Source organism: Bacteroidia bacterium (genome assembly GCA_019695265.1).
GTDB lineage: Bacteria > Bacteroidota > Bacteroidia > JAIBAJ01 > JAIBAJ01 > JAIBAJ01.
Genome location: JAIBAJ010000043.1, coordinates 1 through 20,526, shown reverse-complemented (window position 1 = coordinate 20,526; position 20,526 = coordinate 1). Strand labels below are relative to the sequence as shown.

Annotated in this window: 25 protein-coding genes; 15 read left to right on the top strand and 10 right to left on the bottom strand. The window is 37.2% G+C overall.

Annotated elements, in window-relative coordinates:
• The first annotated feature begins 104 nt into the window (after nucleotides 1-104).
• From K1X82_08065 to truB, 4 genes are read left to right on the top strand one after another with little or no spacing between them, the layout of a single operon-like run.
• Nucleotides 105-980: a permease-like cell division protein FtsX gene (locus K1X82_08065; GenBank protein ID MBX7182051.1), complete on the top strand. Its 876-nt coding sequence runs from the start codon at nucleotides 105-107 to the stop codon at nucleotides 978-980.
• A 1-nt stretch (nucleotide 981) separates the two neighbouring features.
• Nucleotides 982-1,269 (top strand): DUF3098 domain-containing protein, encoded by a 288-nt coding sequence (locus tag K1X82_08060; GenBank protein ID MBX7182050.1) that lies wholly within the window; start codon nucleotides 982-984, stop codon nucleotides 1,267-1,269.
• 18 nt (nucleotides 1,270-1,287) lie between these two features.
• Entirely contained in the window at nucleotides 1,288-2,076 is a 789-nt protein-coding gene (locus K1X82_08055) for an undecaprenyl-diphosphate phosphatase (GenBank protein MBX7182049.1), read from the top strand.
• A gap of 1 nt (nucleotide 2,077) precedes the next feature.
• Nucleotides 2,078-2,827, top strand: coding sequence for a tRNA pseudouridine(55) synthase TruB (gene truB, locus K1X82_08050; protein ID MBX7182048.1), 750 nt, complete (start codon nucleotides 2,078-2,080; stop codon nucleotides 2,825-2,827).
• On the opposite strand, the gene K1X82_08045 is transcribed toward truB, so the two are convergent.
• From K1X82_08045 to K1X82_08020, 6 genes are all read right to left on the bottom strand, one after another.
• A complete protein-coding gene (locus K1X82_08045) occupies nucleotides 2,808-3,125 on the bottom strand; it encodes a hypothetical protein (protein ID MBX7182047.1) in 318 nt (105 codons plus the stop codon). The genes truB and K1X82_08045 overlap by 20 nt on opposite strands.
• Nucleotides 3,103-3,561: a PaaI family thioesterase gene (locus tag K1X82_08040; protein MBX7182046.1), complete on the bottom strand. Its 459-nt coding sequence runs from the start codon at nucleotides 3,559-3,561 to the stop codon at nucleotides 3,103-3,105. Before K1X82_08040 ends, K1X82_08045 begins: the two co-directional genes overlap by 23 nt.
• Before the next feature lie 3 nt (nucleotides 3,562-3,564).
• Entirely contained in the window at nucleotides 3,565-4,086 is a 522-nt protein-coding gene (locus K1X82_08035) for a hypothetical protein (protein ID MBX7182045.1), read from the bottom strand.
• A 303-nt stretch (nucleotides 4,087-4,389) separates the two neighbouring features.
• Complete coding sequence (locus tag K1X82_08030; GenBank protein ID MBX7182044.1) at nucleotides 4,390-5,259, bottom strand: DMT family transporter; 870 nt, start codon at nucleotides 5,257-5,259, stop codon at nucleotides 4,390-4,392.
• Nucleotides 5,259-5,735, bottom strand: coding sequence for a hypothetical protein (locus tag K1X82_08025; GenBank protein MBX7182043.1), 477 nt, complete (start codon nucleotides 5,733-5,735; stop codon nucleotides 5,259-5,261). Before K1X82_08025 ends, K1X82_08030 begins: the two co-directional genes overlap by 1 nt.
• Before the next feature lies 1 nt (nucleotide 5,736).
• Nucleotides 5,737-6,147, bottom strand: coding sequence for a lipocalin family protein (locus K1X82_08020; GenBank protein ID MBX7182042.1), 411 nt, complete (start codon nucleotides 6,145-6,147; stop codon nucleotides 5,737-5,739).
• A 135-nt stretch (nucleotides 6,148-6,282) separates the two neighbouring features.
• On the opposite strand from K1X82_08020, the gene K1X82_08015 reads away from it, so the two are divergent.
• From K1X82_08015 to K1X82_07980, 8 genes are all read left to right on the top strand, one after another.
• Nucleotides 6,283-8,226: a glycosyltransferase family 2 protein gene (locus K1X82_08015; GenBank protein MBX7182041.1), complete on the top strand. Its 1,944-nt coding sequence runs from the start codon at nucleotides 6,283-6,285 to the stop codon at nucleotides 8,224-8,226.
• Nucleotides 8,227-8,229: 3 nt separating this feature from the next.
• A complete protein-coding gene (locus K1X82_08010) occupies nucleotides 8,230-8,703 on the top strand; it encodes an LEA type 2 family protein (GenBank protein MBX7182040.1) in 474 nt (157 codons plus the stop codon).
• A 42-nt stretch (nucleotides 8,704-8,745) separates the two neighbouring features.
• On the top strand, nucleotides 8,746-9,420 hold the full coding sequence (locus K1X82_08005) for a M50 family metallopeptidase (GenBank protein MBX7182039.1): 675 nt from the start codon (nucleotides 8,746-8,748) through the stop codon (nucleotides 9,418-9,420).
• A gap of 3 nt (nucleotides 9,421-9,423) precedes the next feature.
• A complete protein-coding gene (locus tag K1X82_08000) occupies nucleotides 9,424-9,933 on the top strand; it encodes a GNAT family N-acetyltransferase (GenBank protein MBX7182038.1) in 510 nt (169 codons plus the stop codon).
• A 36-nt stretch (nucleotides 9,934-9,969) separates the two neighbouring features.
• Nucleotides 9,970-10,890 carry a hypothetical protein gene (locus K1X82_07995; GenBank protein MBX7182037.1) on the top strand — a complete coding sequence of 307 codons (921 nt, stop codon included), beginning with the start codon at nucleotides 9,970-9,972 and terminating at the stop codon, nucleotides 10,888-10,890.
• Between the two features lie 40 nt (nucleotides 10,891-10,930).
• On the top strand, nucleotides 10,931-11,488 hold the full coding sequence (locus K1X82_07990) for a YceI family protein (GenBank protein MBX7182036.1): 558 nt from the start codon (nucleotides 10,931-10,933) through the stop codon (nucleotides 11,486-11,488).
• A gap of 104 nt (nucleotides 11,489-11,592) precedes the next feature.
• On the top strand, nucleotides 11,593-11,877 hold the full coding sequence (locus tag K1X82_07985) for a hypothetical protein (protein ID MBX7182035.1): 285 nt from the start codon (nucleotides 11,593-11,595) through the stop codon (nucleotides 11,875-11,877).
• A gap of 242 nt (nucleotides 11,878-12,119) precedes the next feature.
• Nucleotides 12,120-12,980, top strand: a complete 861-nt coding sequence (locus K1X82_07980; protein ID MBX7182034.1) for a hypothetical protein — start codon at nucleotides 12,120-12,122, stop codon at nucleotides 12,978-12,980.
• Nucleotides 12,981-12,982: 2 nt separating this feature from the next.
• Here the strand turns inward: K1X82_07980 and K1X82_07975 are convergent, their stop codons facing one another.
• Nucleotides 12,983-14,008 (bottom strand): acyl-CoA reductase, encoded by a 1,026-nt coding sequence (locus tag K1X82_07975; protein MBX7182033.1) that lies wholly within the window; start codon nucleotides 14,006-14,008, stop codon nucleotides 12,983-12,985.
• A 48-nt stretch (nucleotides 14,009-14,056) separates the two neighbouring features.
• On the opposite strand from K1X82_07975, the gene K1X82_07970 reads away from it, so the two are divergent.
• Nucleotides 14,057-14,404, top strand: coding sequence for a 4Fe-4S dicluster domain-containing protein (locus K1X82_07970; protein ID MBX7182032.1), 348 nt, complete (start codon nucleotides 14,057-14,059; stop codon nucleotides 14,402-14,404).
• 321 nt (nucleotides 14,405-14,725) lie between these two features.
• Here the strand turns inward: K1X82_07970 and nhaD are convergent, their stop codons facing one another.
• Nucleotides 14,726-15,988 (bottom strand): sodium:proton antiporter NhaD, encoded by a 1,263-nt coding sequence (gene nhaD / locus K1X82_07965; protein ID MBX7182031.1) that lies wholly within the window; start codon nucleotides 15,986-15,988, stop codon nucleotides 14,726-14,728.
• Between the two features lie 379 nt (nucleotides 15,989-16,367).
• On the opposite strand from nhaD, the gene K1X82_07960 reads away from it, so the two are divergent.
• Both K1X82_07960 and K1X82_07955 read left to right on the top strand, forming a co-directional pair.
• Nucleotides 16,368-17,687 carry a hypothetical protein gene (locus tag K1X82_07960; GenBank protein MBX7182030.1) on the top strand — a complete coding sequence of 440 codons (1,320 nt, stop codon included), beginning with the start codon at nucleotides 16,368-16,370 and terminating at the stop codon, nucleotides 17,685-17,687.
• A 66-nt stretch (nucleotides 17,688-17,753) separates the two neighbouring features.
• Nucleotides 17,754-18,527 (top strand): SDR family oxidoreductase, encoded by a 774-nt coding sequence (locus K1X82_07955; GenBank protein ID MBX7182029.1) that lies wholly within the window; start codon nucleotides 17,754-17,756, stop codon nucleotides 18,525-18,527.
• Here K1X82_07955 and K1X82_07950 read toward each other — a convergent pair whose 3' ends face one another.
• Nucleotides 18,528-19,526, bottom strand: coding sequence for an NAD-dependent epimerase/dehydratase family protein (locus tag K1X82_07950; protein MBX7182028.1), 999 nt, complete (start codon nucleotides 19,524-19,526; stop codon nucleotides 18,528-18,530).
• Between the two features lies 1 nt (nucleotide 19,527).
• Nucleotides 19,528-20,028 carry a CPBP family intramembrane metalloprotease gene (locus K1X82_07945; GenBank protein MBX7182027.1) on the bottom strand — a complete coding sequence of 167 codons (501 nt, stop codon included), beginning with the start codon at nucleotides 20,026-20,028 and terminating at the stop codon, nucleotides 19,528-19,530.
• Between the last annotated feature and the right edge of the window lie 498 nt (nucleotides 20,029-20,526).

Below are 20,526 nucleotides of genomic sequence, written 5' to 3'. Positions count from 1 at the left end.
GGGAACAAACTAAAAAATCTCAAAAATGGTATGTGCATAAGTTCATTTCAAATGGTCGTAAGGAGCGTACACAAGCCTTATTATTGCAAAAATATTTCCAAAAAATGGACCAAAACGAAGCAAAGCTTGAAAGAAGGAAATTACAATCCTCTGTAATATCGTCGGTTGTGAGTATTACTTTGGTTTTGTTTATGTTAGGCATATTAGGTATGGTTGTTTTATATGCCCAAACCTTAGGCAATTTTGTAAAAGAAAATATTGGCTTTTCGGTTGTAATGAAGGAAACCGCCAAGGAGGCAGATATTATCCAATTTCAAAAAACCCTGGATTCAAAAGACTATGTTAAATATACCGAATTTGTAAACAAAGAAGATGCGGCTAAGCGTTTACAAAAAGAACTGGGAGAAGATTTCATTTCCTTTTTAGGATATAACCCTTTATTGGCCTCCATAGATGTTAAAATGCATGCAGAATATGCCAATATAGACAGCATGGCAGTGATAGAGAGAGAGTTAAGGAATAACCCTGATATTCAAGAAGTGTTTTATCAGAAGGATTTAGTGACTTTGGTAAACGAGAATTTACGTCGGATTGGGATGGTAATATTATTATTTTGCAGTTTATTGACCATTGTAGCTGTAGCACTAATTAACAACACCATTCGACTAAGTATATACAGCAAACGTTTTCTTATAAAAACCATGCAATTGGTGGGAGCCACACAAGGTTTTATCCGTCGCCCATTTGTAGTACAAGGAATTACGCAGGGAATTATTGGAGCGCTAATTGCCAACATACTAATTGGGTTTATGATGTATTTAGTGAGAAACAGCTTCCCTGAGATATTCTCCTTAGACATTGAAATCAGTTTATTACTTTTCATTCTAGTTTTTTTATTAGGCATCATTATTACAGCAATTTCCACTACCTTTGCCGTGAGTCGATACTTACGTCTAAAACGAGACGAATTATATTACTAACATGAGTAAAGTAGAAAAGAAAGTTTCAAAACCAAGCGGCACTGTAACTGCCAATAAATCTGCATTTAAGACTGATTTTGCATTTGGAAAAGAGAACTACATCCTTCTTTTGGTTGGATTAGGGTTTATTGTGGTAGGGTTTATTTTAATGGCCGGCGGAGGAAGTGAAGACCCGAATGTATTTAATGAAGAGATTTTCTCTACCCGAAGAATTACGATTGCACCAATTGTTGTGCTGACAGGCTTTATCATTGAGATATTTGCCATCATGCGCAAGCCAAAAGATTAAGCCACTACTCCACTCTTCATGTCGTATTTCCAAGCTTTGATTTTGGCCATCATTGAAGGCCTTACTGAATTTTTGCCTGTTTCCAGCACGGGTCACATGATAATTGGTTCTTCCTTGATGGGGATTTCCAGTGATGAATTTACCAAAGTTTTTACTGTTCAAATCCAATTTGGAACAATCCTTTCTGTAGTTTTTCTTTATTGGAAGCGATTTCTCCAATCCATTGATATTCAATTTTATTTAACCTTGCTTGTAGCTTTCATTCCCGCTGCCATATTTGGGAAACTTCTGGGCGACAAAATTGATGAATTGTTAGAGAACGTTCAGGTTGTAGCTCTTATGCTGGTATTAGGTGGTATATTCTTTCTATTTCTTGACAAAATTTTCCCAGAGAAAACCCAGGAGGATCAGGAAATTTCCTATCCCAAAGCCGTCATAATAGGCATATTTCAATGCATAGCTATGGTACCAGGGGTTTCACGTTCCGCTGCAACTATTATTGGAGGACTTTCCCAAGGTCTCAGTCGAAAACAAGCAGCCGAGTTTTCCTTTTTTCTTGCGGTTCCAACTATGTTTGCGGCTTCAGCTTACAAACTTACCAAAGATTTTAGTGTAATTAATTCTGAGAATATTAAACTACTAGGATTTGGCAATTTGGTAGGTTTTTTGGTTGGCATTTTAGCTATCCGTTTTTTTATTGGAATTATTTCTAAATACGGATTTAAAATTTTTGGCTATTACCGTATTGCCCTAGGTTTAGGAATTCTAATTCTTCTCTATTTGGGTGTTGACCTCAAAATAGTGTAGTGTGAAAAACGATTTCGACTTTCAATCCGGGGAAATTCTTTGCTTTAATAAGCCCTTGTCATGGACCTCCTTCAACCTGGTCAATTTGGTTAAACTCATAGTAAAGAAAAAGGTTGGAGCTAAGGTAAAAGTAGGACATGCCGGCACCTTAGACCCTCTTGCTACCGGTGTCTTAATTATTTGTACCGGCAAAAAGACCAAGGAAATAGAATCCTTACAGCAGCTTGGCAAAACTTATACAGGAACCATCTATATTGGAGCAACTACTCCTTGTTTTGATTTAGAAAAGCCTATTGATAAAACCTACCCGGTTGAACATATTAGCGATGAACTCATCCAAGAAAAAGCCCAAACATTTGTAGGCAGCATTGAGCAAATCCCACCCATTTTTTCAGCCGCCTGGGTAGATGGAAAACGAGCTTATGACTTGGCCAGAGAAGGCAAAGATGTAGAATTAAGACCTAGAACTATCCAAATTGAGGAATTTACCATTTCCAATATTATACGAAACCAGGATCACATTTTAGTTGATTTCAAAATTCGATGCTCCAAAGGCACCTACATCCGCTCACTAGCACGTGACTTAGGCACTGCCCTAAACAGTGGTGCCCATTTAACAGCACTCTGCAGAACAGAAATTGGCCCCTATTCCATTTCTAATTCACTAAGTCCCGACCAGTTTAGAGAAATAATGGGCATACCCATACCAATGGGAGAAAGAAGACAAGAAATTACTCCTGTTTTGAAATAGAAAGCAATTCGATTTGCTTAAGAGAAGTTCCAAAACCGCAATTGAAGGTTCCTGAAATCTCTTTATAACTAATCTCCACCAACAAACTATCTTGTTGAAAATCAGCATCCAAATTGGTAGGGTGACATGTTCCGGTTTCCAAATCCAACACCCAACCACAACCATCCACAGCGATATCCCCGCTGTAACGAACCAAAGCGGAGTAAGTTGTTTCGTTCTTTTTACAGGATGAAATCACAGAAAGGCTAAAAAGCACTATGAAGGCCTTAACAAAATTATGCAGGTTGTTGATTTTCATTGATTTTAGGAAGATTAGAAATTACTAAATTTTGAGTTCCTCTGCTAATGACTTTGCCATCCAAGGTGGCTATTTCACACATTACGTTGATTATTTGCCTGCCTTTTCTTATCACACGTGCCGTAGCAATGACTTTCCCACCGCTCTGAACCGTTCCGAGCATATCCAAGGACAAATTAACCGAAACAAAATGAGATTCATTCCCCAAAGCCGCAACGGTCATACCCATCACATCATCCATAATTGCGGCATGGGTTCCACCATGCATAAAACCACCGGGATTACAGAGTTCATCCCCTATTTCAAATTCCATGGTTATGGAACTATCTTCAACTTTCAAAAGGGTACCACCTAAAAGTCCGGTTAACCCAGGTGCTTGGCCTTTTAATTTAATACCAATTGCCGATTGGAAATACTCCTTTATTGGATTACTCACCTATTAATAATTGATTTTAAATATTGTTAAGGATAACTTGCCGCCCTTTTGCTGCTCACTTGATTGGTCCACCAATGAAACAGTTACTTGTTTATCCTTATCTCGCTCGTTCCATACTGTATAATCACCTTCCTCATGGCTTTCACCATATTTTAAAGTGTAAAAATCCTTAAACTGGGCAAACAATTCTTCTGCGCGTTTTGAATCTTCCAGAAAAAAATCGGCCTCAATATCATATAGTTTACCATCTTCAAAGCTATATCCAACCATATAATGCTCGCCATCTCCTAAATCGAATTCATAACTAATAAAATTATTACCATCGGATTTTTCACCCAATTTATTGCCTTGTTCAGCAAGCATCACTTCTTTAGGAGTTGCACCAATATTAACCCCATGAAACTGACTATCCGGAACCTTTACAATATCCTGAATTTCCTTTTTCTGAATACAGGCACCCAAACAAGTGACTAAAACAAGCAGCAATCCAAGTGTCCAAGTAAGTACTGTAGAATTTTTTTTCATCGTAAAAAAGGCCGCAAAGATAAACTTGAATTCAATACTAAACCTATTCTGACTTAAAGGTAATACTTGGCTTAATACCATAGCCCATTTTAAGATGATTATTATTTGGCGGGTCCCATTCGCACCAACAAAAAATTGCCAGCCCAAAGGAAGCAAAAGCGAATGGTCGGGCTATCGGCTGTAGTCCTCGTCCCCCTAGGCTAACGCCGTCGGTGTCCTGTGGGCTACTTGCCTCTATCCCTACCCGACTCCACCCCCGGAATTGGTTCAATATACGGCCATTTGGAATAATCGAAAAGTATTTCAACTCTTCTTATTCACCAAATAAACCCCTCCCAAAACCATAGACATTCCAATTAACTGAGTAACCACAATGGTTTCATTAAAAAACACACCCCACATCAAGGCGAAAACCGGAACGATATAGGTAACCGAAGCTGCAAATAAGGCATTTCGAACTTTAACCAAATAGTTAAAAACCACAACGGCCAGGGCTGTTCCTAAAATAGCCAGTATACTAATTAAACCTAAAGCCAGCATTGCACCTTCCCGAAACAAGGTTGAAGAAATCCCCGTACTCCATAAAACCAAACCTGATGGAAAACCCAAAAAGAAAAATGAAACGGAAGTAAGCGTTACTGAATCCAGGTCAGACAAGTAATTTTTGACAATATTGGTATTAAAAGCATAACAAGTGCTGGCTATAAAAACAAAACAGGCAAAAGACAGATCTTTTGAATCGCCCATCTTATGCCAAAGCAAGAAAATAACACCTAATAAGCCAATTCCTAAACCTAAAAATACTTTTACATTGGCCTTTACTTTCCAAAATGAAATACCTACCAACAGCGTAAGCAACGGCATCATGGAATTGAGCATTCCAACCAAGGAGCTATCTAATCTGGTTTGAGCAATAGGAAACATAAAGGAAGGGATACCATTCCCAAGTAATCCGGCAATCAAAAAAAGTTTCCATCTACCCCAAGGTATTTTCTTCCATCGATAAATCACCATCGGTAACAAGACCAATGAAGAAATAAAAATTCGCAAACTGGCAATTTGAATTGGCGAAAAGACCAATAGGCCTTGTTTCATTAAAATAAAACTACTCCCCCAGACTAATCCGAGAGAAACCAATAATATCCATGATAAAAGCTCTTTGGAAGCCTTCATTAAGGTTTAGGCTTGAAATAATATTTTCGCAAAACGGCTGATTGAATAGAAATCACTAAACCGGTGTCACTTAATGCATTAACCAAAAAAGTTCGGGTTGAATCGCTTGGCTTGTCAACCATTGTTAAATTGGTATAACTTTGAGTAAGAGTCCAAATTCCATTCGAATTAACTTGAGAACCGGGAGCAGGATAATATACTTCCTTGTAAGTTTGTTCCCTGTAAAAGCTCCAATTCAAATTTGGCTTCTCCAAAAGCAAGAAATAAGTTGAATCAGCTCCATCCACTTCATATCGATAAACATTCCAGGATTTGCATAAAAAAGCCAAGTTATAGGTACAAGTTCCATTATCCAGGTTGGCTGTTTCATCATAATTATCAGCCAAAGGATCGTTGCAACCCGGCTTTTTATTGCACGAGTTAAAAACAAACAAGCAGGAAAAAGCAATTAAAGCAGAACTAATCAGACGTTTCATTTTAATTGGATTTCAAATAGTACTCCTCTTTAGGAGTGGTTCCATTCTTTGAAATATGCAAATTGGCTTCATCCAAAAGAATAATTTCAAAAGCACGGCTATATTGTTTATCCTCCCTATTTAGAGTTATAGTAAGAGCATCTGAACTAAGAGTCCATTCACCTTTCTCTGATGCCTGGGTGTTAAATCCACCAACTGTATAACTTTCATAGTATTTTCCATCCTTGGTAAACTGGATGGTATAATTTACAAATTGTGAACTCCATGTGGAAGTGGTATCAATTCCACCAAATTCAACTTTATCTACGACCCAAGTACGACTTAAATTAGATTTGGCTCGAGAAAGTTCATCTTTTTGGCAACCAAAAAATCCAAAAACAACAGCCAATAAAACAAAAATTCGTATTTTCATTCCAATTAATTTCAGGTTGCGAAGATAAGAGAAGGATAGGATTTCCAAATTAAATTTGGTTTTAATTAAAATTCAGACCCAGGTTTTTCGTTGTGTTGGTTTTCATTTTTGGCAAAACTCTATCTTCGCCCCACCGTGAAACTATCCATAGTAATAGTAAATTACAATGTCCAACATTTCTTGGAGCAATGTCTGCAATCTGTATGGAATGCAATTCAAGAAATTGAAGCAGAAGTATGGGTTGTAGACAACAACTCGGTTGATGGTTCGGTGGGATTGGTAAAAGAGCGTTTTCCTTGGGTTAACCTGATTGAAAGCAAAGAGAACTTAGGGTTTTCAAAAGGCAACAATTTGGCTATTCGTCAATGCAAGGGCGAGTATATTCTCTTATTAAATCCTGACACTGTTGTTGAGCAGGACACCTTTTTAAAATGCATTCAATTTGCTGACCAGCATGCTGATTTAGGCGGATTAGGTGTTTACATGGTTGATGGCAAAGGAAACTTTTTACCGGAAAGCAAACGCAGTTTACCAACCCCGGAAGTAGCATTTTATAAAATTTTTGGTTTATCTGCGATTTTTCCCAAAAGTCGAATTTTCGGAAAATACCATTTGGGCTACCTTAACAGCCAAGAGGTCCATTCCATTGAAGTTTTATCCGGAGCCTATATGTGGTTGCGGAAGGAAGCTTTAGACAAGGTAGGATTGCTGGATGAAGACTTTTTCATGTATGGGGAAGATGTTGACTTAAGTTACAGATTAATATTGGGAGGCTATAAGAATTATTACGTTCCTCATGCAAAAATTATTCATTACAAAGGAGAAAGCACAAAAAAAGGCAGTATAAATTATGTCGTTGTTTTTTACAAAGCAATGATACAATTTGCTCAAAAGCATTTTTCAGGTCAAAATGCAGCCCTTTTTTCATTATTAATTAACTTAGCCATATACCTTAGGGCAGGAATTGCAATTGCATTTCGATTTTTAAGATTTAGTTATCAGCCTTTATTTGATTTCATTCTTTTGTATTGCGGAGGCTTTTTAATAACCAAATATTGGGCTACAGAAATTCGAACAGGAATACAATATCCGCATGAGTTCTTTGTGTTTGCACTTCCATCATACATTGGGTTATGGCTAGGATCTGTTTATTTGAGTGGTGGCTATGACAAACCGATCAATTTAAATAAAATAGTCAGAGGCTTATTAGTTGGAACCGGAAGCATTTTAGTCATGTATGCCTTGTTAAACGAGTCTTATCGTTACAGTCGTGCCATCATTTTATTTACTTCGTTATGGGCGATAACTGCCTTGCTAATTAGCAGAGCAGTTCTAAGTTTTTTGGGATTCAAAGATTATAAAATCGACTCCTTAATTAAGAAGAGAATTGTAATTGCAGGCAATCCAGAAGAGGCGAACCGAGTTGAACAACTTCTTGGGAAATCGAGCATCCAAACCGATTTGGTTGGCCGAATTTCACCAATAGAAGAACTTGGCAATGTTAAAGGCAACTACCTTGGAAGTATCCGTCAATTGGAGCAGATTATTGAAATTTACAAAATTAAAGAAGTAATATTTTGTGGCAAGGACTTTCCTGCAGGACATATTATTGGTTTAATGTCAGAGTTAGCCTATCGTGATTTAGAATTTAAAATAGCCCCGGAAGAAACTGATTTTATTATTGGAAGCAACAGTATTGATACAGCAGGAGACTTATACATGGTTGATATCAATTCCATTAACAAACCCGAAAACAGGAGAAAAAAAAGAATTTTGGATTTAATTTTAGCCCTTGCTTTCATTCCATTAGTACCTGTTTCCCCATTATTAGGTCTACGTTTTTCTTCTTTTTTTAACAATTGGTTGCAGGTACTACTTGGAAACAAGACTTGGGTAGGAGTTCCAACCAAAACAGGAATAAAATCCAGAAAATTAGCCTTGTTGCATCCTGCAGATGGTTTGTCAGAACCAATATCAGACGAGACAACGAAACAACGTTTGGGTTTTTTATATAACAGAGATTACAAAGCACTTAATGACTTACAAATCATTTTTAGAGGATTCAGAAAATTAGGATAAACCATGAAAAAAATCGGACTAGCCCTCAACATAGTGATTCTATTCCTTCTTGCAGGTTGTAAACCATTGCAAACCCCAATAATTAAAGGACTTGACGGATACAAGGTGAATAAAATGAAGGCTTCGGATATGGAAATCATTCTAAACCTTAGAATTGAAAATCCGAATGATTATAAAATTGTACTAGCCGACTACGATTTGGATATTACCTTAAATGGCTTATCCATCGGGAAAGCCAAAGCCAAAGAAAATGTTGTATTTGAACCCAACAAAGAAAACAGTTATCCATTTACCATCCATACCGATTTAAAATCCGTTTTGGCTCAAATTCTGCCAAGTCTTTCCTTATTTACCGGAGGAAAGCAAATAGAATTAAAACTCAATGGATACATTCGGGCCAAAGCCCATGGCATAGGCAAGAAAATCCCTATTCAATTGGAACAAAAAATTGATATGAGTAAACTTCTCAACCAATAAATTTTGACCAGAGAAATTGATATCCACTGGCTCAATCTGTTAATGGCATTCTTATGTGTCATCCTTATCAGGTTACCAATTGTAGGTGTATTCTTCAGGGCCTGGTGTACCTTAATACACGAAGTTTCCCATGCTTTGGCAGCATTGGTTTTAAGTCAAGAAGTTAAGCATATCCATTTAGAAAAAGATCTTTCCGGAACCGCTTTTGTTGGTGGGGGAAACAAGTTATCCAATACTCTTATTGCCTTGGTAGGATATTTGGGAGCATCCAGTATTGGCTTTGCCTGGAGTTTATTGTTAATAAAAGGAAAATTCAGTTATTTCCCATTTTTCTTGTTTCCAATTGGGGTTGTTTCTTTGCTATTTTGGATAAGAAATAGTTTTGGAATACTTTGGATCCTTGGGCAACTTGCAGTTTTGGGAGGATTATATTTTTACAGTCAACCTGTTTTACTTACCTTATTTTGTGGAATAGTTACTTGGAGTTTGGTAGGTGAAGCATTCTACTCCAACTGGATCATTTTGAAATTAAGTTATTCCAATCCCAAGCAAGCCGGGGACAGCACTCTTTTGCATAAATTCACCTCGATTCCAAGTTTATTTTGGGGTATTTTGTTTTTCACTTTTGGATTTTACCTTTTCTTGTCCTCCATTGGGCTATTATTCTGGAAGTGGGTACATCTGCCCTATTTATTGGGAACTTGGATATTAGGCTAAAAAATGGAAACTATGGCAGATTTACAATTAAGGGCAGTGGAGCCTGGAGATGCTAATCAGTTACTTGCCTGGGAAAATGATTTGGATCATTGGCAGGTTAGTGGAACCCAAATTCCATATTCACTTGAAAGCATTTACCAATTTATTGAAAACCAACAAAGCGATATTTATATATCCAAGCAAGTAAGATTGATAATGGATCTAAATGGAAAGGCTATCGGCTGTATTGATTTATTTGAATTTGACCCTTCCAATTACAGAGCGGGTGTTGGAATTTTGGTTGATAAGGCTGAAAGAGGTAAGGGTTATGGATTAAAAGCCTTATTAGGATTAGAAACCTATGCCAAACGATTGCATCTTCACCAACTTTATGCACATATAGGCAAAAGCAATTCATCAAGTATAAACCTGTTTATCAAAGCCGGATTTCAACCTTCTGGCGAATTAATTGACTGGATAAAAACATCAAAATCATGGGAGAATGCCATATTGATGCAAAAAATCCTTGAATAATCCCATTCCTATATTACTTTAGCGAAGATTTTAGGTATGTCACCATTCAATTTTGCAATTCGAACTAGCCTACTTTGCCTAGGAATTTTTGTCGCCACCTTTATTGGAAATGCCCAAGAAACCAAAGTCACAGAGGGCAATAAACCTCCTACAGATTACAAAGCTGAACAAAATAAATACAGGACCATTTTTAGAAGCACCAGGCTTGTAAACTTCCAAACAGTTGAAACCTTAGACAAAGGAAGTTTTGATTTAAGAATTTCACACCGTTTAGGTGACTTCAAAAGTGGTTTCTACGAGTTTTGGGGATTAGATAAAGCCTTAGCCATTAAATTTGGGTTTGATTACAGCATTACAGATAATATAACTGTAGGTTATGGCAGGAATAACAGCGGAAAACTATGGGAAGGTTTTGCTAAATGGAGGTTTTTAAGACAAAGAGAGGATGGCAAAATTCCATTAACAATGACTGCTTTTGCCTCCATAAATATCACCAGCAGACCTGCTAGCGTACCTGAGGAATTTTCCAAATTTGGAAACAGGATGAGTTTTGTTTACCAATTAATGTTTGCCAGGCAATTTGGCAAAATATTAAGTTTACAAGTTGCACCAACCCTGGTTCATTACAACCAGGTTGAACGTTCCGGTGATAAAAATGATCAATTTATTTTGGCAAGCATGGCCAGGCTACGCTTAACCCGGTCATTATTATTGATTGGTGAATATGGCTGGAGACTTACGAAAATGGGAACAAGTTCAGGAATAAACTACCATAATAGCGCGGCCTTTGGATTAGAAATTCAAACATCAGGACACTCGTTCCAACTGTTCGTTACCAATTCCAACACGATGAATGAAAGCCAATTTTTAGCCATGACCACTTCCGATGTTTTGCAAGGTGAAGTTAGGTTAGGTTTTAACATTTCCAGGGTGTTCAAATTTGGTAAGAAAAAATAATTGGTCTGATTTTTGAAATTCAACTTTAAAACAACGATTTATGAAAAAAATATTTCTTTCCCTTCTAGTACTAGGTTTTTCTGGCTTAGGAATGGCACAAAACTTTAAGATCAGTAAAGGCAAATTAAGTTTCTTCTCCGAAACACCGGTTGAGAACATCGATGCTCATAGTGAAAATTTAGTTTCGGTAATCACCCCTTCCAGGAAAGTGGCTTTATCGGTGCCAGTTACTACTTTTCAATTTAAGAACGCTTTGATGCAGGAACACTTTAATGAAAAATATATTGAAAGTGAAAAATTCCCTACTGCCACATTTTCCGGGGTTATCGATCAGGAAATTGATTTGAATTTAAAAGGTAGTTATACCGGAACAGTTACAGGAAAATTAAAAATGCATGGGGTAGAAAAAACCTATACCGTTCCAGTTAAGATAAATATACCCTATGAAGGCCACATTGAGGTGGAAGCCTTATTTATGGTAAAAATAGCAGATCATGGTATTCAAGTTCCTGAATTAGTTTTTGAGAAAATTGCTCAAGAAATTAAAATTACGTTTAAAGCTTCCTATGACTTAAAAGTGGAAATAAAAACCAAATAAGTTTAACAACAGATTGAAACCCCAACCTTGAAAAAGCGTTGGGGTTTTTATTTTTAATTATGTGTCAGCATAGTCCTCTATTAATCCCGTTAATTGCCTGTTGTATGTGGTTTATTATGACAGGTTGCGGAGGGCCTAAAGCCTGTCCAAGCACCATGATAACGGTGGTTAGCCGAGGAGGAGAAAAAACGGGAGATGCATTTCAATCCAGGTCAAGCACTCCCAAAAGAACCGAATTAAAATCAGGATTTTCTAAAGTTAGGAAGAAGGTAAACACTAAGGATAAAGGTAATCCATTTGGATTTGACCCGAATTATCAATATCCAACAAGAAAAGAGGAAAAAGGATTATTTTCCAAAAAAGTCATGAAAAGCTGGAAGAAATACTAAAACTTTCCCTTCCAGTTCTCGGCAAGTATCAAAAAAAGTATTTGGATCACAAAATCAATAACATCGGTAAAGCTGTATGTATTTCATGCAAAAAATGGCTTGAATTCTATTAGGTAGTCCCTAATTAACAAATTTCTAATAATGCTATATAGTAATACCTATATTTTTTCTATTAAGCATTAAACTTTAGGGTAATTTTGCAGTATAAACAATATTCAACCTTTTAATAAGGTTTTTCCAATATGAAACGCTCCATATTCACTCTAATTTCCATACTTTTCTTAAGTTACCACCCATCCATTTCCCAAGGACCAATTTCAAGATTATCAGCATACATAGGCGGTGGGACAGGATATTACTTAGGTGATTTACAACCATTAGCAGTTCCCACCATCAAAACGTTTGGTTTATCGGGGCAATTAGGGGTAAGTTATCAGTTTTACAGAAGGTTTGGAGTTAGTTTACATTATCAGTTTAATCACTTGCGAGGAGACGATGCCTTATCAACTGACATAAAAAGAAGAAATCGTTTTTTAAGTTTTCATTCAGATGTACACGAAATCTCCTTACGCCTAACATTTGATTTATTACGAAGTGATAAATTTAAGACCATTCCTTACCTTATTGCAGGTTTTGGTTATTTCCATTTCAATCCATTGGCAGCAGATGGGACAGCCCTGCAGCCTTTAGGAACAGAGGGACAATATGTTGGCACCAATGATTATCCTTTACCATACACTCTTTGGGCCCCATCCATACCTGTAGGTTTAGGATTTAGATGGAGAATTAGCTGTAGATTTTCAGTAAAAGCAGAGATAACCTATCACAAAACTTTTACAGACTATTTAGATGACGTTAGTTCAAAAGAATATCCTGATAAGGCAGATATTTTAAGTATGCCTACAGGATCACCAACTACAACCTTGGCTTATTCGGACAGGAGGGTAGATCCGGCGAATGCATTTTTATCAAGAGGCAATCCATCCAGAATGGATAGTTTTCTAGACATGAATATTGGATTGGTTATACACTTTGGGAAGTGTGGTAGCCGTGGAGGAATCTACGAGGATTGCAAAGCACTTTATAAAAACATGGCTCATTAGCCCTAACTAAGTCCTACAAGAAACTGCATGGTGTCTACTCCATCGGCATATTGAAACAAATCAGGAGATTGTGATGAACCAAAAGGTAGGCAATTAAAATCCATTTGATTACCTAAACAACATTGAATTGCTTCCTTTTGGGTAGAAATCATTTCTTGAAGTTCTTGTTGATTCGCATAGGTTTGATAATTGATCAATGCGGCAGGAGTAAACAAGGCAGCATCTTCTCTTAGAAGTAAAAAACCATTATCAAGATGGGGAGTTTTATTTAATAGGAAAACAGCTTTGTTATAATCATAGTTGTTAGCGTATTTGTTATTTTCAAGCACGAAACGAAAAACAGAAATTGCATCGAAAAACATGGTAAAATCGTATTGATCAGGCACATACAACTTAGTCACATTGCGACATCCCAGCCCAAAATACCTAAAAATATCCCATCCAAGTTGTTGCAAATCATTGGATGACTCTTTTCCTGTAAGGATTGCTATGGATGTTCGGTTTTTTCGGATGATATGTGGATATTTCCCAAAATAATAATCGAAGTAACGAGCGGAGTTGTCACTTCCGGTTGCAATAACAGCCTCAAAATCTTTCATGGGCCCATCCTCAATTTGAATATAGGAGCTCCATTCCGGTTGAATGCTAATCAAGGTGTGAATTACTTCCGCCATAAGTACATTGTCTTTGGATGAAAGTTTCACTTTGGCTCTATTCCCAGACATGAGAACGCATAGTAAATCATGAAAACCAACCATAGGAATGTTTCCAGCCATAATTATTCCAATTGATTTTGGACTTTGGTTAGCTAAACTGTAGGAATTAACCCATTTTTTTATGTTACTTTCAGATAAAAGCATAGCCCAATTGGAAAGGGCAAATCGAACATTCTCCGGGGTAAACCATCCATTGTGAGCTTTCAATTTATCGATTAAGGCTCCTAAGTTATTATCAACACCAGAGGAAGCAATTTCAAAAACTTTTCCTAAGGAAGAAAAACTTGCTATACGTTGTTCTAAAGTAATCACTTAAATATACTATTTTTGCGGCGCAAATTTACTTAAACCAAGCAAGCCATGGCAATAATGATTACAGACGAATGCATCAATTGTGGTGCATGCGAGCCGGAATGTCCAAACAACGCAATTTATGAAGGAGGGGCCGAATGGAGATTTTCAGATGGAACCTCAATTAAAGGCATCTATACCAGCAAATTAGGGTTTTCAGCAGAAGCAAATGCAGCCCAGGAGCCAAAGAAAATGGATACTTATTATATTGTTAGTGATAAGTGTACAGAATGTGTTGGGTTTCATGACGAACCACAATGTGCTGCCGTTTGTCCGGTTGATTGCTGCGTAGATGATCCCGATTTTAGGGAGTCGCAAGAGCAATTGCTAGAGAAAAAAGCATCAATGCATGCTTAAAAAACACGTTTCGTTTCAGATATCATTTTAACGTTTTAAAATACATCTGTATTTTATTTCAAAGCCCTGCATTGTCGGGGCTTTTTTATTTTAGAAAGTCATGTAACAGGATAAGTTAAAAACGATAAATTCCGGGGTTTGGTCGGGCAGGGATAGAGGCAAGTAGCTCCGAAGCCGGCGCAGGCCCGAACCCTTTCGGAGCCGGAGGTGGCGAAGGACTACAGCCGATAGCCCGGCCATGAGCCTGTAGAAATATTGGGGGTTTTGGTGTAATTTGAAGCGAATGGGCCCGCATAATTACCAAAAAGAAAATACACTTAATTAGGAAAGCAAAATATAGGTAAAAGTGCCTGCCAAATAACCAATTAAAGCTACTAAACTCACACGTTTCAGATACCAGATAAAATCAATTTTTTCCATACCCATGACCGCAACACCAGCGGCTGAACCTATAATCAAAATGCTACCGCCGGTTCCGGCACAATAGGCCATCATTTCCCACAGAGAATGATCCATGGGGTAGGCGCTTAAAGGATACATACCCATGCTGGCTGCAACCAAAGGCACATTATCAATAATGGCAGAAGCAACTCCAATCGACGTAACAATAACAGACTGATTACCAATTTCTTGATCCATCCAAACGGCCAAACGAGCTAAAAGCCCCAGGCTTTCCAGGCAACTAATGGCTAACAAAATACCGAGAAAAAATAGCACTGAAGAGCTATCGATTTTACTTAGGGCATGACCTGCAGAAAAAGGACGTTTTGCTTCTTCATCTTTGTCTTTGTGAATAATTTCGGAAGCAATCCAAACGACTGACAGCCCAAGTAAAATACCCATATAAGGGGGCAAGTGAGTGATAGTTTTAAAGATTGGCACAAACAGCAAAGAACCCAGGCCGAGAAAAAACATAAGTGTGCTGCCATCGGGAGTTTGGGAAGTTGATTTCTCCAAAACAGGTAAATCTTTGTCTTTTCTAAGTTGATAAGAAAATAACGCCAGTGGAACAATAAGGCTTATCATGCTAGGTAAAAAAACGGCCTTTATAATATGAAACGCACTTATTTGGCCACCGATCCAGAGCATGGTGGTGGTAACGTCGCCAATTGGAGACCAGGCTCCACCTGAATTTGCGGCAATAATAACTACAGCAGACATAAGCAGTCTTTTTTGACCTTTGTGTACTAATTTTCGAAGCAAAGAAACCATAACAATGGATGTTGTTAGATTATCAAGTACTGCAGAGAGAAAAAATGAAACAAAGGCAATAATCCATAGTAAGGAAATAGAATTTCTGGTTTGGATTCGATCGGTAATGATCTTAAATCCATGGTGAGCATCAACCAATTCCACGATAGTCATTGCTCCAAGAAGAAAAAACAAGATTTCAGAAATGGCTCCAAGATGGTGTGAAAGAAGCTCCATAACAGTATGAATTTCTTCTATTCCGGAGAGAATATAAAAAGTCCAGCAAAGCACACCGGCAAGTAAGGCAGAGGCAGTTTTATTAATATGGATGGAATGTTCAAAGGCAATTGCCAAATATCCAAGTATAAAAATGGCAGGAATAAGAGTAATCATAGGTTACAAAGTTAGAAAATATACGGATTTTGAGAAAAGCATAGGATGTTTGATTTGTCCGAAAAACCTGTATCTCCCCTCCCCTGCACCAATTGGATTAAAACAGAAAGGATCTAATCACTTTTGTAGAATAGTATAGGTTACCAAAACGGTCAGGATGAAATTTGCTAACACTTTGAACCTTTTCAATAAAAAACGATATAAAACCCCAAAAAACCACGGTTAATAAACAAAATGAAGTATAGAGAGGATAAAGAAACGGATATTTGGGCTGAGGCTAATCATCAAAAATTTCTGAACGAATCAATTGGCTAATTTTGGTTCTACGCTACAAGCAATATGGTATTGAACAAAAAGGAATCACGAACCTGAGTGCATTTTGAAACTATCAGTAAATCATAAAAAACTTTACAGCCTTTGCTTGTTATTTTTATGGGCATTTCCGTTGACTATGCTCGGACAAAGTCAATTTAGTGAATTGGAATTAAATGCGGAAAGTCCAACCAATTTAGAAAATAAATTCCATTTAGTTGAAGCGAAACAATATAGCAAGGAGGAAGGGGAAGGAAGAGTTTTTTTGGAGAATGGGTATGCTAGTTCCATTATTAGTAATCCGCAAGCTTGGTTAAACATTAAAGATCGGTATGAAGTAATAGCTATTCAACTTATTTATACCAAATACCCAATAGATAAGAGTTTATGGCGCACTAATTACAAAAAATTACTATGCCAAAGGCTACAGGCCTTATTTGCGGTGGATTCTAATTTAAACACTTCTGAAATTGAATGGAATATCGTATTACAAACCAATTGTAAAAATGAGGAAGAGGCCATGAAAATGCCACATGGTATTGAATTAATTGTTGAACCGAAGATTAGTTTGGAGAATAACACAAGCTTTAAGGCGGAAGAATCAGTTAAGGAAGGGAAGACGGAATCCGATATGAATAAAAAGGATCAAATTCGATTTAAAAAATTTTTGTTGCAACTATCTCCCTCGCCAGATTCAACCATAGAACTAGTATTTAATCGACATCCCGAATGGAAAAATTCTCTGGTGGTGATGGATTGGACCGGAAGCATGTATGAATTTGGCGCCAAATTAATGCTTTGGCACGCGGAACATCATACAAGCAGTGGTGTAAAGAATATAGTTTTATTTACCGACCAGCGAGCTCATACCAATAGCAAATCGATTGGAGATTGCGGAGGTGTATTTTATTTGGAAAATTCCAATTTAGAAAAGGTATTAAAATTGATGAAGAGTTTAAAGAATCAGGAGAGCAATGATGTAGAAGAGAATAATATTGATGCTTTGATTAAGGGTTTGGAAAGGACCAAAGATTTTGATGAATTAATAATGATAGCTGACAATAGAAGTTGTATGAAGGATTATTGTCGAGTTGATGAGATTAAGGTTCCTGTTCGAATCATATTGTGTGGAAGTCAATTAGGAATAAACCCTCAGTATATCAATTTGGCCTATTTAACCAATGGATCCATTCACACCTGGGAATCTGACACTTGGAATATTAAGGCTTATGCTCAAGAAGGTAAAAGCTTAATTATTGATGGATTTAAATATGTTTTTAATTCGAGGAAGAACCGATTTGAGGCAAAATTCCCTCATTCCAAGAATGCATTTCAGGATTGCCGTCCATTTTACAAAAAGAAATGTGGAGATTGTGAAATTAAATAAGTGTAATTGACGGATTTATTTAACTATAAATCCGGTAGTATTTACCTTTACCTTTAAATTAATTCCATGAATTTCACCTTAGTAACCGGAGCAAGTAAAGGTCTTGGCAAAGCTTTCGCATATGAATGTGCAGAAAGGGGGATGAATCTATTATTAACTGCCCGATCCTTACATTTACTCGAACCCATTGCTGAGGATATAAGAAAAAAGGGCCTGGTTGTTCATACGCATAGTTGCGATTTATTGGACCATGTGGCCTATCGGAAGATATTTGACTGGATTAATGATGAAGGTTTTCAGGTAAACATGCTCATTAATAATGCCGGAATGGGCTTTTATGGAAAGTTCGATGAACAATCTCTTGAAAAGCACCTGGAAGTAATGCATTTAAATATGGACGCAATGGTTAAAATGGCCCATGCCTTTTTGAATCATAGTCCGAAAACCCAGCGACGATATTTATTAAATGTATCAAGTATGGGAGCCTATTTGCCGGTACCATACATGTCGATTTATGCAGCTTCTAAGGCCTTCATGTTGTCATTTTCTAATTCAATTAGGCATGAACTAAAAGATGAAAATGTATATGTTACGGCATTGTGTCCCGGGGGAATTGAAACAGATTTTTTTGGACCTGCCCAAATGGATGAAGTAGCCAAGCGAAATGCTAAATTTATGGACAGTCCGGAATTCGTGGTGAAAACAGCATTAGATGCCCTAATGAAAGGTAAAAGAGAAATTGTTCCGGGAATTACCAATAAAATTGGGGCTCAACTTTCGAAACGGATGCCACAAGGATTAGTAATTTCACAAGCATCAAAAATGTACAAACCCAACTAATCAAGACTTTAGGTTTTTGTACCAACTAATTGTCCTTTCTAAGCCCTCAGGAAGTTTAGTTTTAGAATAGAATCCTATTTCGCTTCTAGCTTTTTGAGAAGAGAAATGGAGGTCGTGGGTGGCAGTTTGAACAATATAGGTACTAAATATTGGCATCTTCTTTCGCAAAAACGTAAAATGCAACACATCCACCATCAAGGCTATTGGCAATACCAAAGCTTTAGGAATTGCAATTGGCTTTGCCTGGAAACCTAATTTTTCGGCAAAAAGAGGAAACAAGTTTTTAGATTCAATGAATTCCGGATCGTGGTCGGCTATGATATAGGTTTGTCCGGCTGCCTTAGACTCCATCCCTGCACAAACCAAACCAAAAACCAAGTTATCGACGTAAACAAATCCAAGTCGATTATTCCCTGATCCTAAATAGGCTAAAAGTTGTCTCTTTTCGATTCGGGATAGAATTTCCTTACTGGTTAGCAAATCGTTGGGACCAAAAATCTGAAAACCGGGTCTGATAATGACCACTTCAATTTTTGATTTATTTGCTTGCAGCAATTCTTCACATTTAATTTTTGAAGCAGTGTAAGGTCTTGTCAAGATACCGGGTTTCATTAGAGGAGTTGCTTCATCTGCATTTTTAAAATTCCTAAACCCATGAACAACCAGGGAGCTCATAAACACAAATCGCTTAACATTACATCGAATAGCCTCTTCCAATAGATTTTTTGTACCTTGAAAATTTACTTTAAAAATTGTTCTGGTCCAGGCGGCCGATGGTAATGCCGCCAAATGGTAAACCAATTCCACATCGTTTAATTTCCCTTGTAGGGTTTCCACCTTGGTAATATCCGAATAAACAATTTCGCAAGTAAGTCCATCCAGATTTTTGAGGGAAGTTCCAGGCAAAACCATGGCCTTTACCTCATGACCTTCCGAAAGAAGCTGCCTGGTTAGATTACTTCCAATAAATCCATTTGCACCTGTAACCAGAATTTTCATGTTAAAACCAAATTTGAGGCTCTAAATGGAGACGATGAAGAATAAAAAAATCCATACAAACATTCATTAGATAATGGATAATCATTCCATACCAGATAGAATTAAAACGTATAGATACAAAACCAAAAACAGGGCCAAATAAGGCAGCCATTAATATTTCCGTATCGGGTTTGCCAATATGAAACAAGGTAGTCAAAATGGTTTGAATAACCAGGATGATGCCAATATCTTTGAATGAAGGCTTTGAATTTAGCCAGCCAAATTGCAGAAATCCCCTGAACATGGTTTCATAACCAAAGAAATAGAAGAAATAGAGGAGCTGGTATACTCCAAAAACCATCCAAGAATGACCAATTTGTTTAGACAAAGGGTATTCGGCTTGTAAAACTGGTTCAGAGGAAGAAAACCAGGTTGAAGCCAATACCAAAGGATAAATAATTAAACAAACCTTAATTGCCGTTTTATCCCACACATGTCGCCAAACCAGCTGTTGAAAGTTCATTTTCAACAGTTTAGTTACAATCCAATAGGGTATTAGTACAAACCAAAAAATTGTCAATGCAAACTGAAAAAAATATTGGTACAAATCGAGGTAAGGGGAAGTACAAGAACCGAACAGAAAACTAAAAAAAACCAAATCCTTGGAAAAGGGCTGCTGGTTTTGATACCACAGAGCAGTAAGCCAATAAAAAAGCGTAATTAGGATAGAAGAAACCAAAACAATTCCTCTGTGTTTAGAGGTAAAAAGCATTGGGTTTGCAGATTCCATAGGCTAAAGTAAAACTAAATTGAGCAATTCAAAGGAATATAGGCAATTTTAACCTTTGGTAAATCAGGATTTGCTTACAATTCAGGCGATTACTAATTTAGAGCCACTGAAAAAGGCCTTCAAAAGGAATCATTTCTATTTTAAAATTCTTAGTATGCGGGCCCCTTCCGCCCAACCATCATTTTACTAAACCCAAAACAACATGTATGGGCTTTCAGGTCACGCTATCGG

Bases quoted from the DNA above. Each gene is read 5' to 3' on its own strand.
- K1X82_08065 (MBX7182051.1), top strand. From the start codon at position 105: ATGGACCAAAACGAAGCAAAGCTTGAAAGAAGGAAATTACAATCCTCT.
- K1X82_08060 (MBX7182050.1), top strand. From the start codon at position 982: ATGAGTAAAGTAGAAAAGAAAGTTTCAAAACCAAGCGGCACTGTAACT.
- K1X82_08055 (MBX7182049.1), top strand. From the start codon at position 1,288: ATGTCGTATTTCCAAGCTTTGATTTTGGCCATCATTGAAGGCCTTACT.
- K1X82_08045 (MBX7182047.1), bottom strand. From the start codon at position 3,125: ATGAAAATCAACAACCTGCATAATTTTGTTAAGGCCTTCATAGTGCTT.
- K1X82_08035 (MBX7182045.1), bottom strand. From the start codon at position 4,086: ATGAAAAAAAATTCTACAGTACTTACTTGGACACTTGGATTGCTGCTT.
- K1X82_08030 (MBX7182044.1), bottom strand. From the start codon at position 5,259: ATGAAGGCTTCCAAAGAGCTTTTATCATGGATATTATTGGTTTCTCTC.
- K1X82_08025 (MBX7182043.1), bottom strand. From the start codon at position 5,735: ATGAAACGTCTGATTAGTTCTGCTTTAATTGCTTTTTCCTGCTTGTTT.
- K1X82_08020 (MBX7182042.1), bottom strand. From the start codon at position 6,147: ATGAAAATACGAATTTTTGTTTTATTGGCTGTTGTTTTTGGATTTTTT.
- K1X82_08010 (MBX7182040.1), top strand. From the start codon at position 8,230: ATGAAAAAAATCGGACTAGCCCTCAACATAGTGATTCTATTCCTTCTT.
- K1X82_08005 (MBX7182039.1), top strand. From the start codon at position 8,746: ATGGCATTCTTATGTGTCATCCTTATCAGGTTACCAATTGTAGGTGTA.
- K1X82_08000 (MBX7182038.1), top strand. From the start codon at position 9,424: ATGGAAACTATGGCAGATTTACAATTAAGGGCAGTGGAGCCTGGAGAT.
- K1X82_07995 (MBX7182037.1), top strand. From the start codon at position 9,970: ATGTCACCATTCAATTTTGCAATTCGAACTAGCCTACTTTGCCTAGGA.
- K1X82_07990 (MBX7182036.1), top strand. From the start codon at position 10,931: ATGAAAAAAATATTTCTTTCCCTTCTAGTACTAGGTTTTTCTGGCTTA.
- K1X82_07985 (MBX7182035.1), top strand. From the start codon at position 11,593: ATGTGGTTTATTATGACAGGTTGCGGAGGGCCTAAAGCCTGTCCAAGC.
- K1X82_07980 (MBX7182034.1), top strand. From the start codon at position 12,120: ATGAAACGCTCCATATTCACTCTAATTTCCATACTTTTCTTAAGTTAC.
- K1X82_07970 (MBX7182032.1), top strand. From the start codon at position 14,057: ATGGCAATAATGATTACAGACGAATGCATCAATTGTGGTGCATGCGAG.
- nhaD (MBX7182031.1), bottom strand. From the start codon at position 15,988: ATGATTACTCTTATTCCTGCCATTTTTATACTTGGATATTTGGCAATT.
- K1X82_07955 (MBX7182029.1), top strand. From the start codon at position 17,754: ATGAATTTCACCTTAGTAACCGGAGCAAGTAAAGGTCTTGGCAAAGCT.
- K1X82_07950 (MBX7182028.1), bottom strand. From the start codon at position 19,526: ATGAAAATTCTGGTTACAGGTGCAAATGGATTTATTGGAAGTAATCTA.
- K1X82_07945 (MBX7182027.1), bottom strand. From the start codon at position 20,028: ATGAACTTTCAACAGCTGGTTTGGCGACATGTGTGGGATAAAACGGCA.